Below are 13539 nucleotides of genomic sequence, written 5' to 3'. Positions count from 1 at the left end.
ACTGCACGCACGGGGGCATCATGAGCACGACCGACACCGCCGGTACCGGGGTGATCACCTTCACCGAGGACGAACTGGATCCGTACGTCACCCACGCGCCGACGCGCCGCTGGCTGAGCGGCCCCGGCCTGCCCGCCGACGGCGACCTGCTGTCCTTCGCCGCGCTGCGCACGGACGGCCTGCGCACCGTCGCCGACTCCACCGGTGCTCCCGACCGGCTGACGACGGAGCTGCGCGACCGGCTGGTCATCGGCGGGATCCTGGGCGTGGACGGCCGCGAGACCGAGTCGCTGCTGCTCGACGGCGCGACCGGCGCGATCTCGACGACGTACTTCCTGCACGACCGCCCCGACCTGATGGACAGCCACCCGCTGGCCCCCTCGCTGGAGAAGCTGGTGCGCTTCGCCACGGCGGCGGACGAACTGGCGGCCCTGCGCGGCCAGTTCGCCTCGTACGCGGGACGTCTCGGCCCCCGGGCGGCGGCGCAGGCCGCACGGCATCTGCTCGCGCTGTTCGAGGAGGGCACGGACGGCGCCCCGGGCCCGTTCTGGCGGATGACCGCGGTGATCCGTCCCCTGTCCCTGGTGGCGGGCCCGGGCACGACGTCCGGGCTCGCCCTGGACCTGCCGCCCCGCCTGCTGGACGAGGCGTTCGGCGCGGGCCGGATCGCCCGCTTCGAGGAGGTCGACTTCCCGCCCGCGCTCACCCACGAGCCGACCCGCCGCTTCCTGCGGGAGACGGGCCTGCCGGAGGACGGCTACTGGTTCGCGCTGGACACGGACGTGCCGCTGGCGTCCCTCGCCGAGTACCACGCCGCCGAGCGGGAGGACGCCGGGCCGGCCGCCGACCGCCTCCCGGCCGACGCCGACCGGCTGATCCGCCTCGGCCACCTCCTGGAGGACACCAGCCTGGTCGTCGACGGCGCCACCGGCACGGTCCTGTGCTGGAGCGAACCCGACGCCACCCTGCGTCCCCTCAACGCCGACGTCTCCACGCTCGCCTTCACCCTCTGGCTGATCAACCGCGAGAAGTCCCTGGACGCGGTGCACGCCCTCACCGAGGCCTACGGTCAACTGGCCGACACGATGTCCCGCACCCTCGCCCAGGCCGATCCCCTGGCCTGCGACCCGACCCCGACCACCGCCACGGACGACGGCCGCCGCTACTGGCCGGAGGCCTTCGGCGACGAGGCGGGCGGCGGCCTGTACGCATGAGACAGGGCGGCACCCCCGAGGGTGCGGCCCTGTCGTTCTGCCCGGTCGGGCAGGTGGAGGCCATGGCGGGATTCGAACCCACGTAACTCGCTTTGCAGGCGAGCCCCTAAGCCACTCGGGCACACGGCCGGGTCGGTGGAGGCTGCGGGCCTCCGTTCCGAACTCGATGAGATGACCGTAGGGCGGGGCGGGGGAGGGGCTCAAGGGCGACGCCGGGGCTGCAACACGACTGCCATACGCCGTTCATGAACGGGGTTCCCGGACAGGCGTGACGGGGCTCCCGAGCGGGGTGCGGCACGGGGTCGCGCGGAGGGGCGCGAGGGGGGGCGGCGGTCGTAGGACCAAGGTCTCAGACCTGTCCCAACCACCCGACAGGTGTCAAAGTCGGTCGTGGACCTTACCCTGTCGACCATGACCGCCCTGGAACCACGCGACACCGCTGTCGCAGACGTCACCCACCCCCTGCCGGCCGCCGAGTGCGAGGAGAGCACCGTGCTGAGCCGGGCCTACCGGGCGCTCAGCATCGGGATGGTGTCCGTCGTCCTGCTCATCGCCTTCGAGGCGACCGCCGTCGCCACCGCGATGCCGGTGGCCGCACGGGATCTGGACGGGGTGTCGCTGTACGCGTTCGCGTTCTCCGGGTACTTCACGACCAGCCTGCTGGGGATGGTGCTCGCCGGGCAGTGGTCCGACCGCAAGGGTCCGCTGGGCGCGCTGACCAGCGGAATCGCCGCCTTCGCGGCGGGGCTGGTGATGTCCGGCACGGCGCGGTCGATGTGGCCGTTCATCGCGGGGCGGGCCGTGCAGGGGCTGGGCGGCGGACTGGTGATCGTCGCGCTGTACGTCATCGTCGGCCGCGCCTATCCGCCCCGGCTGCGCCCGGCGATCATGGCCGCGTTCGCCGCGAGCTGGGTCGTGCCGTCGGTGGTCGGACCGCTGGCCGCCGGAGCGGTGACCGAGCAGCTCGGCTGGCGGTGGGTGTTCCTCGGCATCCCCGTGCTGGTCGTCTTCCCGCTGGCGCTCGCGCTGCCGCAGATCCGGCGGCGCGCGGCGGGGCCGGTGGGAGGGGAGGCGGCGGCCTTCGACCGGCGCCGGATCCGGCTCGCCGTCGGGATCTCCCTGGGCGCCGGGCTGATCCAGTACGCCGCCCAGGACCCGCGCCCGAGCTCGCTGCTCCCTGCCGCCGTGGGCGCCGTGCTGCTCGTGCCCGCCGTCCTCGGCCTGCTGCCGCACGGCACCTGGCGGGCGGGCAGGGGGCTGCCCTCGGTCGTGCTGCTGCGCGGGCTGGCGGCCGGGTCCTTCGTCGCCGCCGAGTCCTTCGTACCGCTGATGCTCGTCACCCAGCGGGGGCTGTCGCCGACGGCGGCCGGGTTCTCCCTGGCGGCGGGCGGCGTGACCTGGGCGCTGGGTTCGTGGGTGCAGTCCCGGCCGCGGATGGAGCCGTACCGGGATCGGCTGACGACGGCCGGCATGGTGCTGGTCGTGGCCGCCATCGCCGTGGTTCCCAGCGTGCTGATCCACTCCGTGCCCGTCTGGACCGTCGCCGTCGTCTGGGCGTTCGGCTGCCTCGGGCTGGGGCCGGTGATCTCCTCCACCGGCGTGCTGCTGCTCCAGCTCTCCGCCCCCGAGGAGGCGGGCGCCAACTCCGCCGCCCTCCAGATCTCCGACGGCCTCTCCAGCGCCCTGCTGCTCGCGGCGGGCGGTGCCGCCTTCGCGGCGCTCGGCGGCGGCTCCGTCGCCGACGCCACCGGGGCCCGTCCGGCCGCCTTCGCCGCCGTGTTCCTGCCGATGGCGGCGGTGGCGCTGGTGGGCGCCTGGGTGACCACACGGCTGCGGGAGCGGTGACGTGCTCGGGCGCGACGGCCGTCGGTGAGCGAGCGTGACCTTTCTCGCCCCGGCCCCGGTGGCGATCTCGCCGCCGTGTCGACGGAGATGACGTAGGGATGACGTACAGCCTGGTCATCGGCGTGATCTAGGGCCGGGCGACGGCGCCGGGGCGATCGCGGGACTGTGAGGTGGGTCCCAACCGGCGGTGGTGCGGGCTCGTCCACGCTTCGTCGGCACCGGGCCGCCGGTAGGGTGGCCCGGTTGTCATACGTAGCCGAGCCGCACCCCTACCCCTCCCCGGAGACCGTGACTACTGCCGCCGCCACCTCCAGTTCGTCGCACTCGCACCACCTCTCACCGGCCTTCCCGGGCCGTGCCCCCTGGGGCACCGCAAGCAAGCTGCGTGCCTGGCAGCAGGGCGCGATGGAGAAGTACGTCCAGGAGCAGCCGCGCGACTTCCTCGCCGTTGCCACCCCCGGCGCCGGCAAGACGACCTTCGCGCTGACGCTGGCCTCCTGGCTGCTGCACCACCACGTCGTGCAGCAGGTGACGGTGGTCGCGCCGACCGAGCACCTGAAGAAGCAGTGGGCGGAGGCGGCCGCGCGGATAGGGATCAAGCTGGACCCCGAGTACAGCGCGGGCCCGCTCAGCCGGGAGTACCACGGCGTCGCCGTCACCTACGCAGGTGTCGGGGTGCGGCCCATGCTGCACCGCAATCGGTCCGAGCAGCGCAAGACGCTGGTCATCCTCGACGAGATCCACCACGCCGGTGACTCCAAGTCCTGGGGCGAGGCCTGCCTGGAGGCGTTCGAGCCGGCGACCCGGCGGCTCGCGCTGACCGGTACGCCGTTCCGGTCCGACACCAACCCCATCCCCTTCGTGACGTACGAGGAGGGCAACGACGGGATCCGGCGCTCCTCGGCCGACTACACGTACGGCTACGGCAACGCGCTCGCCGACCACGTCGTGCGGCCGGTCATCTTCCTCTCCTACAGCGGCAACATGCGCTGGCGGACGAAGGCGGGCGACGAGATCGCCGCCCGGCTCGGCGAGCCGATGACCAAGGACGCCGTCTCGCAGGCCTGGCGCACCGCGCTCGACCCGCGCGGCGAGTGGATGCCCAGCGTGCTGCGCGCCGCCGACCAGCGGCTCACCGAGGTCAGGAAGGGCATCCCGGACGCGGGCGCCCTGGTGATCGCCTCCGACCAGGACTCCGCGCGCGCCTACGCCAAGCTGATCCGCGAGATCACCGGGACGAAGGCGACGCTCGTCCTGTCCGACGACACCGGCGCCTCGAAGCGGATCGACGACTTCAGCGCGAGCACCGACCGGTGGATGGTCGCGGTCCGCATGGTGTCCGAGGGCGTCGACGTGCCGCGGTTGGCGGTCGGCGTGTACGCCACCACCATCTCCACCCCGCTGTTCTTCGCCCAGGCCGTCGGGCGTTTCGTGCGGTCCCGGCGGCGCGGCGAGACCGCGTCCGTCTTCCTGCCGACCGTCCCCGACCTGCTCACCTTCGCCAACGAGATGGAGGTCGAGCGCGACCACGCCCTCGACAAGCCGAAGAAGGAGGGCGAGGAGGACCCTTACGCCGAGTCCGAGAAGGAGATGGACGAGGCGAACAAGGAGCAGGACGAGGACACCGGCGAGCAGGAGCAGTTCTCCTTCGAGGCGCTGGAGTCCGAGGCCGTCTTCGACCGGGTCCTGTACGACGGCGCCGAGTTCGGCATGCAGGCCCACCCGGGCAGCGAGGAGGAGCAGGACTACCTCGGCATCCCGGGTCTGCTGGAGCCGGACCAGGTGCAGTTGCTGCTCCAGAAGCGGCAGGCCCGGCAGATCGCGCACAGCCGCAAGAAGCCGGACGGCGAGGCCGACCTGCTCGAACTGCCCGCCGAGCGGCGGCCGGTCGTCTCCCACAAGGAGATGATGGAGCTGCGCAAGCAGCTCAACACGATGGTCGGCGCGTACGTCCACCAGAGCGGCAAACCGCACGGGGTGATCCACACCGAGCTGCGGCGCGTGTGCGGCGGACCGGCGAGCGCCGAGGCGACGGCCGGACAGCTGCGGCAGCGGATCGCCAAGGTGCAGGAGTGGGCCACCCGGATGCGCTGAGGCGAGGCCGGCCCGCCTCCGCCGCGCAGCACGGCCGTGCCGTGCGACCCGGCCGCGTGATCGGTCCCGCGACAGCGGCGAGCGCGGCAGTGGCGCGCGCGGTGGAGCGCGCGCGGTGCGGCGTGCGCCGTACGTACCGGGACAAAGGCAGGTAGTCCCCACCGGTCGGTGACCGGATTCTGGACGGAGCCTTCCGCTGAGCGAACCGGCTTCGCTACTGTCCCGCTACGCACACGCCCCGTGGCAGCGCCGCCGCGGAGCGCAGCCGTGAAGCGACCGTGCCCGGACCTGCCGGGCCGTCCTGCCGATCGGCGGCCTCTGAAGCGCGTCAGGGACGGGACTCCATGACGCATCCGCCGCGAGGGGTCGCCGGCCTCACCACCTAAGGAGTGGGCGTCGTGACCGCGGAGACCTCCCAGACGCTCGACCGGGGACTGCGAGTCCTCAAACTGCTGGCCGACACCGACCACGGGCTGACCGTCACCGAACTCTCCAACAAACTGGGTGTCAACCGGACCGTTGTGTACCGGTTGCTCGCCACGCTGGAACAGCACGCGCTCGTACGACGGGACCTGGGCGGGCGAGCCCGGGTCGGGCTGGGTGTGCTGCGGCTGGGCCGTCAGGTGCATCCGCTGGTCAGGGAGGCCGCGTTGCCGGCCCTGCGCGCCCTGGCCGAGGACATCGGCGCCACGGCGCACCTCACCCTGGTGGACGGGTCGGAGGCGCTGGCCGTGGCCGTGGTCGAGCCGACGTGGACGGACTACCACGTGGCCTACCGGGCCGGATTCCGTCATCCGCTGGAGCGCGGGGCCGCGGGCAAGGCGATCCTCTCCGCCCGGCAGCAGACCTCGGAGGAGCCGGGGTGCATCCTGACGCACGGCGAACTGGAGGCCGGGGCGAGCGGGGCGGCCGCGCCGCTGCTGGGCGTGACCGGCGTCGAGGGCAGTGTGGGTGTGGTGATGCTCGCGGACGCGGTGCCGGAGCGGGTCGGACCGCGCGTGGTCGACGCGGCCCGGGAGGTCGCGGAGGCGCTGCGCTGAGGCGCTGCGCCGGGACGGAGGCCGCGGCGCTGTGCCGCGGCGCCGTGTCGAGGTGCTGTGCCGAGGTGCCGTGTCGAGGTGCTGTGCCGAGGTGCCGTGTCGAGGCGGGGCCGACGTCCGGGAGGGCCGGGAGCGACCGGCCCCCGGCCCGTCGGCGCCGCCGCGTTAGATTGATCCTGTGCTCTCTCGCCTCACACGCCTCCAGGCTCTCACCGTCTGCGCCGTGCCCGTCGTGGCCCTGCTCGCCACGGCGGCCTTCGCGCCGCTGCCGTTCTCGATCGCGCAGCCCGGTATGACGGCCGACGTCCTAGGCAAGAACCAGGGCACCCCGGTGATCACCGTCTCCGGTGCGCCGGTCCGCGGCACGAGCGGACAGCTGCGGATGACGACCATCGAGGCGACGGGCCCGGACGCGGACGTCTCGCTGAGCGAGGTGATCGACGGCTGGTTCGCCAAGGACCGGGCGATCATGCCGCGCGACGCGGTCTACCCGGGCGGTGGGAACACCAAGGAGATCGAGCAGCACAACACCGAGCAGATGAAGGAGTCCCAGGACGCGGCGACCCAGGCGGCGCTGGGCTATCTCCGTCTGGACGACAAGGACGTGAAGGTCACCCTGAAGCTCGCCGACGTCGGCGGACCCAGCGCGGGCCTGCTGTTCTCCCTGGGGATCGTCGACAAGCTCGACGGCGACGGCAGCGGCGGCGACCTCACGGGCGGCCGGACCGTGGCCGGCACCGGGACGATCACCGCCGACGGCAAGGTCGGCGCGGTCGGCGGAGTGGGGCTGAAGACGCAGGCCGCGCGGCGGGACGGGGCGACGGTGTTCCTGGTGCCGAAGGACGAGTGCTCCGACGCCGAGTCCCAGCTGCCCGCGGGGCTGCGGCTGGTTCCGGTGACCACGCTGAAGGGCGCGGTCGGCGCACTGGTGGCGCTGGAGAAGGGGAAGGGCTCGGTTCCGAGCTGCTAGGGCCGTTCGCTCGGATCGGCCCGGCGGCGCGCTCTCGCCGGTCTCAGTGCGCGAACGCGGGCCTGGGCGGGGTGGCCAGGCGCAGCCCGACCTCGACGAGGGTCCAGCCCAGCCGGGTGCGGAGTTCGCCGGGGTGCCGGGTCCCGGTGGCCAGCCGGTGGCTCTCGGCCCGGTCGCGGAGGTCGGTGGCGTGGTGCGCGGCGAGCTGGCTTTCGAGGTGCATCTCGGTGTTCCTCTCAGTCCGTGCGGATGGGGAAGAGGTGCGTGTGGAGTCGTACCGTCTCGGTTTCCCGGCCGTCCGCCTCGCGGCCCAACTGCCGGTATTCATCGATCAGTTCGTGCGTCCTGGCGATGAGTTCGGCGGCCAGCTCGGGTGTCAGCCGCAGGGTCGCGTCACTCATGTCGGAGCCGTCGGACCAGTCCTTGGACCACTCGCCCCGGGTGGCGAGCCAGGAGGACAGCTCGCGGGCGTGGAGTCCCGCCATCTCGTGCAGGAACGCCTCGGCCACTCCCCGGATCTCGGGGTCGGCCTCGTCGAAGTCGGTGGTGTCGAGGAACAGCCCCTGGTCCACCGCCTGCCACCAGCGTTCCCGCCCCTTGCCCTGCTGCGGCGCGTCCTCGACGAAGCCGTGGGCGGCGAGCTGGCGCAGGTGGTAGCTGGTCGAGCCGCTCGACTCGCCGAACCGCTCGGCCAGCCGGGAGGCGGTCGCCGGGCCGCGCTGCCGCAGGTCCTCCAGCAGCTGCATCCGGAGCGGGTGCGCGAGCCCCCGCAGCGAGCGGGCGTCGAGCTGACGCCGCTTCCGTTCCTCGTGCTCCGTCATGCCTACAAAGATAGCGTTGCAAAGAATTCCTTGCAACGGGTTCTTTGCAAGTCGCTCGTCCGGATGCCGCCGACCGGGCCGATCCGTGTCGCGCCGCTCAGGCCGGGTCCCGGTCCTCCGCCGCCTGTTCCACCAGCGGGATGATCCGCAGCGGAACGGCGTTCTCCATCACGATCGCGGTCGAGGCCCGGACGATCCCGTCGAAACCGACGACCAGGTCGATGACGCGCTGGAGGTCGGCGTTGGAGCGGGCCACCAGCCGGCACAGCATGTCCCCGCCGCCGGTGGTCGTGTGCAGCTCCAGCATCTCCGGCACGGTCGCCAGGTGAGCCCGTACGTCCGCCCCCTGCCCCTGCCGGATCTGGAGGGTGGCGAACGCGGTGACGGGATAGCCGAGCGCCGCCGGGTCGACCTGGGGCCCGAACCCGCGGATGACCCCGTTGGACTGGAGCCGGTCCAGCCGCGCCTGCACGGTCCCGCGCGCGACCCCCAGCCGCCGCGACATCTCCAGCACCCCGATGCGCGGCTCACGGGCCAGCAGCACGATGATCCGGCCGTCCAGTCGATCGATCGCCATACCCTGCGCCTCCGCGATGGTCATCATGTACAGAAAGCCCGCCGTCACGGGCATTCTGCTGCACAGATTGCCCAATGAATACGCGAACTGTTGCGCACCTTGCAGGGCCGGTCCAGGCTGCCGCCATGACCCAGACCACAGACCACACTCCCGACACGACCGCCCGGCAGGACGATCCCTTCCCGGTCAAGGGAATGGACGCGGTCGTCTTCGCCGTGGGCAACGCCAAGCAGGCCGCGCACTACTACTCCAGCGCCTTCGGCATGCGCCGGGTGGCCTACTCCGGACCGGAGAACGGCAACCGCGAGACCGCGAGCTACGTCCTGGAGAGCGGCTCGGCCCGCTTCGTCTTCACCTCCGTGATCAAGCCCACCACCGCCTGGGGCCACTTCCTGGCCCAGCACGTGGCCGAGCACGGCGACGGCGTCGTCGACCTCGCCATCGAGGTCCCGGACGCCCGCCGCGCGTACGCCTACGCGATCGAGCACGGCGCCCGCTCGGTCGCCGAGCCCTACGAGCTCAAGGACGAGCACGGCACGGTGGTCCTGGCCGCGATCGCGACGTACGGCGAGACCCGCCACACGCTCGTCGACCGCTCCGGCTACGACGGCCCGTACCTGCCCGGGTTCGTGACCGCGGGACCGATCGTCGAGCCGCCCGCCCAGCGCACCTTCCAGGCCGTCGACCACTGCGTCGGCAACGTCGAGCTCGGCCGGATGAACGAGTGGGTCGGCTTCTACAACCAGGTCATGGGCTTCACGAACATGAAGGAGTTCGTGGGCGACGACATCGCGACCGAGTACAGCGCGCTGATGTCGAAGGTCGTCGCCGACGGCACGCTCAAGGTCAAGTTCCCGATCAACGAGCCCGCCGTCGCCAAGAAGAAGTCCCAGATCGACGAGTACCTGGAGTTCTACGGCGGCGCCGGCGTCCAGCACATCGCCCTCAACACGAACGACATCGTGCGCACGGTACGGACGATGCGCGCGGCCGGCGTGGAGTTCCTGGACACCCCCGACTCCTACTACGACACCCTCGGCGAGTGGGTCGGCGACACCCGCGTCCCCGTGGAGACCCTGCGCGAGCTGAAGATCCTCGCCGACCGCGACGAGGACGGCTACCTGCTCCAGATCTTCACCAAGCCGGTCCAGGACCGTCCGACCGTCTTCTTCGAGATGATCGAGCGGCACGGCTCGATGGGCTTCGGCAAGGGCAACTTCAAGGCCCTGTTCGAGGCGATCGAGCGCGAGCAGGAGAAGCGCGGCAACCTGTAACCGCCCGCGGTGACCCTCCCGCTGTAACCGCCCGCGCGACGGGCCGACCGGTACCCGGTCGGCCCGTCGCGGCTGCGCCGCCCCCGTCTCTCGTCTATCTCCCGCCGCCCGGACCCTTCACGTCCGCCGGCAGACTGTCGTCCGGTTCGCCCAGCTGTGCCAGCGCCGCCCGCGCGGCCGGCGCCCCCAGCGGCGAGAAGTCCGGATTGATCCGCAGCGCGTCCTGGAGATGCCGGCGCGCGGAACCGAGCCGGTCCAGATGCTGCTCGATCACCCCCCGGTGATACGCGTACAGGGCGCTGCGCACCCCGCCGCCGTGCACCTTGTCCGTCGCGGTCCCGGCGAACTTCAGCGCCTCCTTGTCCTCCCCGGTCCGGTGCAGCGCCCACCCCAGCGCGTCGGCCACCGCGATACCCGGCTGCCGCTTCCACTCGGCGCGCAGACGCCGCACCGCGGACTCCCGATCGCCGTGGTCCGCCTCGAACAGCCCGAGCACCAGCTCCTCGTCCGCCCCTCCCTTGGCAGCGTCGCCGACCCGCCTCCGCAGCACGTCGTACTGCTCCTGCGCCTTCTGCCCGAGGCCCACCGACTCGTACAGCTCGCCCAGCTCCAGCGCGTACTGCGGCAGCGGCTGCCTGGCCAGCGCCGACCGGTAGGCGGCCACCGCCTCCGGCGTCCGCCCCAGCGCCGCCAGCACCCGCCCCTGACCGGCCCGCGCGGCCCACTGGTCGGGGTCCAGCCGTACCGCCTCCCCGTAGCGCTGCAGCGCCTCCGCCGTGTCCCCGCGCTCCCACGCCAGTTGCCCGGCCTGCTCCTGGTACGCCGCCTGCTCCGCCGGGCCCTGCGCGCCCGCCGCCGCGTCGGCGACCGTGGCCGCCGCGTCCTCGCGCCAGCCCCGGTCCCGGTAGACCGCGGCGGCCTCCGCCAGCGTGGCCGGCCCCTTGCGCAGCGCCATCAGCTTGTCGAGGGTGCTGCGGGCCTTCTTGTAGTCGCCGAGCCCGGTGTACGCGTCGATCAGCAGCGGATACGTCGTCCACCGCTTCGGCGCCTGCTTCAGCGCCGTCTCGCCCCACTTGCGCGCGGCCGGGAAGTCACGGCGCGCGTTCGCCAGCGCCGCAAGTCCGTCCAGCGCCTCCGGGTTGCCCTTGGGCTGCCTGCTCAGCGAGGTGCGCAGCGCCTCCTCGGCCCGCGGGTAGTAGGCGGTCTGCGCCGTCCGCCGCCCCCGCTCCACATAGGCGGCCCCGAGCACCGCCCATGACGCGGCGTCCTTCGGGTGGACCCGCAGATACGTCTCCCGCTGCCCGATCAGCGCCGTCAGATCGGGCAGCGCCGCCGGCACCCCGTCCCTGACCGCGGCCAGTGCCCGCGCCCCGTACGCCGGGGCCCCGTGTGCCGGAGCGGGGTGCCCCACGGCCGGCCGCAGCGTCGTCGTCGGCAGCAGCAACAGCGTCGCGCCCAGCGTGATGCACACCAAGGCCGCGACGAGCAGCAGCCGCCGGACGACACGCCCGGCGGAAGCCGGCCGTCCGGACGAGGTCACGGAAGTCGGTGGTTGTCCGTCCATGGCGCTCACTGTGCGGGAGCGCGGCCACCGCAGCGCGGCAGCCGAAGGGAGCCGCGGACGGGGTTCACACCGATGGCCGCGAGTGCGAACCTTTGATCATGAGCCGTATCGAAGCGCCTCGTGACGAAGCGACCGGAAACGCGACCGGAACCCTCCTCGACCGTCTCCGGGACGGCCTGCCCGCCGACGCGGTCCTCACCGACCCCGACGTCACCGCCTCGTACGCCAACGACATGGCCAGCTTCTGCCCGGCCGGCGCCCCGGCCGCGGTCGTGCTCCCGCGTACGGTCGAACAGGTCCAGCACGTCATGCGGGTCGCCACCGAACTGCGCGTCCCGGTCGTCCCGCAGGGCGCCCGCACCGGCCTGTCCGGCGGCGCCAACACCTCCGAGGGCTGTATCGCGCTGTCGCTGACGAAGATGGACCGGATCCTGGAGATCAGCCCGGTCGACCGGATCGCCGTCGTCGAGCCGGGCGTCGTCAACGCCGTCCTGTCCCGGGCGGTCGACGAGCACGGGCTGTACTACCCGCCCGACCCCTCCAGTTGGGAGACGTGCACGATCGGCGGCAACATCGGCACCGCCTCCGGCGGCCTGTGCTGCGTGAAGTACGGGGTCACCGCCGAGTACGTCCTCGGCCTGGACGTGGTGCTCGCCGACGGCCGGCTGATGTCCACCGGCCGCCGCACCGCCAAGGGCGTCGCCGGGTACGACCTGACCCGGCTGTTCGTCGGCTCCGAGGGCTCGCTCGGCATCGTCGTACGGGCCGTGCTGGCGCTCCGGCCCAAGCCGCCGGCCCAGCTGGTGCTGGCCGCCGAGTTCGCGTCCGCTGCCGCCGCCTGCGACGCGGTCTGCCGGATCATGGCCGGAGGGCATGTGCCGTCCCTCCTCGAACTCATGGACCGTACGACGGTGAAGGCCGTCAACGACCTCGCCCACATGGGCCTGCCGGAGACCACCGAGGCGCTGCTCCTGGCCGCCTTCGACACACCCGACCCGGCCGCCGACCTCGCGGCCGTCGCCGCCCTGTGCGAGGCGGCCGGCGCCACCCAGGTGGTGCCGGCCGACGACGCCGCCGAGTCCGAACTGCTGCTCCAGGCGCGCCGGATGTCGCTCGTCGCGCTGGAGGCGGTCAAGGGCACGACGATGATCGACGACGTGTGCGTGCCGCGCTCGCGGCTCGGCGAGATGCTGGAGGGGGTCGAGCGGATCGCCGAGAAGTACCGGCTGACCATCGGCGTCTGCGCGCACGCGGGTGACGGCAACACCCACCCGACGGTCTGCTTCGACGCCCAGGACCCCGAGGAGTCCGCGCGGGCCCGCGAGTCCTTCGACGAGATCATGGCGCTCGGCCTGGAGCTCGGCGGCACCATCACCGGCGAGCACGGCGTGGGCGTGCTGAAGAAGGAGTGGCTGGCGCGTGAACTCGGGCCGGTGGGGCTGGAGATGCAGCGGGCGGTCAAGCAGGTCTTCGACCCGCTGGGCATCCTGAACCCGGGCAAGCTGTTCTGATCCGCCCGGCGGCGCACCGCCCGCCGGGACCCGCGGCGCACCGCCCGCCGGGACCCGCGCCGCACTCCCCCTAGAGGGATCCCGCGCCTCACTCCCCGTCCTGGGACTCGTCCGACGGCCACGGGTCGCGCAGCCACAGCTCGTCCACGGGTGTCGGGGCGAGCAGTTCGGTCAGGCCGTCGTCCAGCCCGAGCCGCCCGCCCTCCGTCCCCGGCGGAACCAGCCGCAGCGTGCGCTCCAGCCAGGCCGACACCTGCGCCGTCGGGGCCTCCAGCAGCGCGTCCCCCTCCGGCGCGCTGAGCGCGATCAGCACCACGCCCCGGCCTTCGACCTTCGTCGGCCACACCCGCACGTCCCCGTGTCCGCACGGCCGGAACACCCCCTCCACCAGCAGCTCACGGGCGAAGGTCCAGTGCACGGGGTGCTCGGAGTGGATGTGGAAGCCGATGTGGACGGCGTACGGATCGGCTGCGCGGTAGATGAGCCGGGCCGGGACGGGGATGCTGTGCTCCGGCGACAGGATGAGCGTGAGCTCCAGCTCGCGCTCGACCACGGTCTCCTTCATGGCGCTGCGTTCCTCTCTCGTGCGGGGCCGCCGGGATGGGCCCGCCCGGGGGAGAGAGGCGCGG

General features: G+C 72.8%; 12 protein-coding genes and 1 tRNA gene. 7 read left to right on the top strand and 6 right to left on the bottom strand.

Annotated elements, in window-relative coordinates; translation table 11 throughout:
* Positions 1 to 20: 20 nt before the first annotated feature.
* Positions 21 to 1214, top strand: a complete 1194-nt coding sequence (locus ACZ60B_RS25555; RefSeq protein ID WP_469390719.1) for an SUKH-4 family immunity protein — start codon at positions 21 to 23, stop codon at positions 1212 to 1214.
* 54 nt (positions 1215 to 1268) lie between these two features.
* Here ACZ60B_RS25555 and ACZ60B_RS25550 read toward each other — a convergent pair.
* Positions 1269 to 1343 (bottom strand) — tRNA-Cys (locus ACZ60B_RS25550).
* A 282-nt stretch (positions 1344 to 1625) separates the two neighbouring features.
* Between ACZ60B_RS25550 and ACZ60B_RS25545 the strand changes: the two genes are divergently transcribed.
* From ACZ60B_RS25545 to ACZ60B_RS25530, 4 genes are all read left to right on the top strand, one after another.
* Positions 1626 to 3059 (top strand): MFS transporter, encoded by a 1434-nt coding sequence (locus tag ACZ60B_RS25545; protein ID WP_469390717.1) that lies wholly within the window; start codon positions 1626 to 1628, stop codon positions 3057 to 3059.
* A 288-nt stretch (positions 3060 to 3347) separates the two neighbouring features.
* A complete protein-coding gene (locus ACZ60B_RS25540) occupies positions 3348 to 5153 on the top strand; it encodes a DEAD/DEAH box helicase (RefSeq protein ID WP_469390761.1) in 1806 nt (601 codons plus the stop codon).
* A gap of 398 nt (positions 5154 to 5551) precedes the next feature.
* Positions 5552 to 6193 (top strand): helix-turn-helix domain-containing protein, encoded by a 642-nt coding sequence (locus ACZ60B_RS25535; RefSeq protein ID WP_162469917.1) that lies wholly within the window; start codon positions 5552 to 5554, stop codon positions 6191 to 6193.
* A 178-nt stretch (positions 6194 to 6371) separates the two neighbouring features.
* Positions 6372 to 7163 (top strand): S16 family serine protease, encoded by a 792-nt coding sequence (locus tag ACZ60B_RS25530; protein WP_469390715.1) that lies wholly within the window; start codon positions 6372 to 6374, stop codon positions 7161 to 7163.
* 43 nt (positions 7164 to 7206) lie between these two features.
* On the opposite strand, the gene ACZ60B_RS25525 is transcribed toward ACZ60B_RS25530, so the two are convergent.
* From ACZ60B_RS25525 to ACZ60B_RS25515, 3 genes are all read right to left on the bottom strand, one after another.
* On the bottom strand, positions 7207 to 7386 hold the full coding sequence (locus ACZ60B_RS25525) for a hypothetical protein (RefSeq protein WP_469390713.1): 180 nt from the start codon (positions 7384 to 7386) through the stop codon (positions 7207 to 7209).
* A 13-nt stretch (positions 7387 to 7399) separates the two neighbouring features.
* A complete protein-coding gene (locus ACZ60B_RS25520) occupies positions 7400 to 7984 on the bottom strand; it encodes a helix-turn-helix domain-containing protein (protein WP_469390711.1) in 585 nt (194 codons plus the stop codon).
* Between the two features lie 97 nt (positions 7985 to 8081).
* Positions 8082 to 8561, bottom strand: coding sequence for an Lrp/AsnC family transcriptional regulator (locus ACZ60B_RS25515; protein ID WP_152895164.1), 480 nt, complete (start codon positions 8559 to 8561; stop codon positions 8082 to 8084).
* A gap of 125 nt (positions 8562 to 8686) precedes the next feature.
* On the opposite strand from ACZ60B_RS25515, the gene hppD reads away from it, so the two are divergent.
* On the top strand, positions 8687 to 9835 hold the full coding sequence (gene hppD, locus ACZ60B_RS25510) for a 4-hydroxyphenylpyruvate dioxygenase (protein ID WP_469390709.1): 1149 nt from the start codon (positions 8687 to 8689) through the stop codon (positions 9833 to 9835).
* A gap of 94 nt (positions 9836 to 9929) precedes the next feature.
* Here the strand turns inward: hppD and ACZ60B_RS25505 are convergent, their stop codons facing one another.
* Positions 9930 to 11399 (bottom strand): tetratricopeptide repeat protein, encoded by a 1470-nt coding sequence (locus tag ACZ60B_RS25505; protein WP_469390707.1) that lies wholly within the window; start codon positions 11397 to 11399, stop codon positions 9930 to 9932.
* A gap of 92 nt (positions 11400 to 11491) precedes the next feature.
* On the opposite strand from ACZ60B_RS25505, the gene ACZ60B_RS25500 reads away from it, so the two are divergent.
* Positions 11492 to 12910 carry an FAD-binding oxidoreductase gene (locus ACZ60B_RS25500; protein ID WP_469390705.1) on the top strand — a complete coding sequence of 473 codons (1419 nt, stop codon included), beginning with the start codon at positions 11492 to 11494 and terminating at the stop codon, positions 12908 to 12910.
* Positions 12911 to 12998: 88 nt separating this feature from the next.
* On the opposite strand, the gene ACZ60B_RS25495 is transcribed toward ACZ60B_RS25500, so the two are convergent.
* Entirely contained in the window at positions 12999 to 13475 is a 477-nt protein-coding gene (locus ACZ60B_RS25495; RefSeq protein ID WP_469390703.1) for an SsgA family sporulation/cell division regulator, read from the bottom strand.
* Positions 13476 to 13539: the final 64 nt, after the last annotated feature.

The sequence above is a fragment of the Streptomyces sp. NPDC104096 genome, from assembly GCF_055584385.1.
This window is presented reverse-complemented; position numbering and strand designations above follow the sequence as displayed.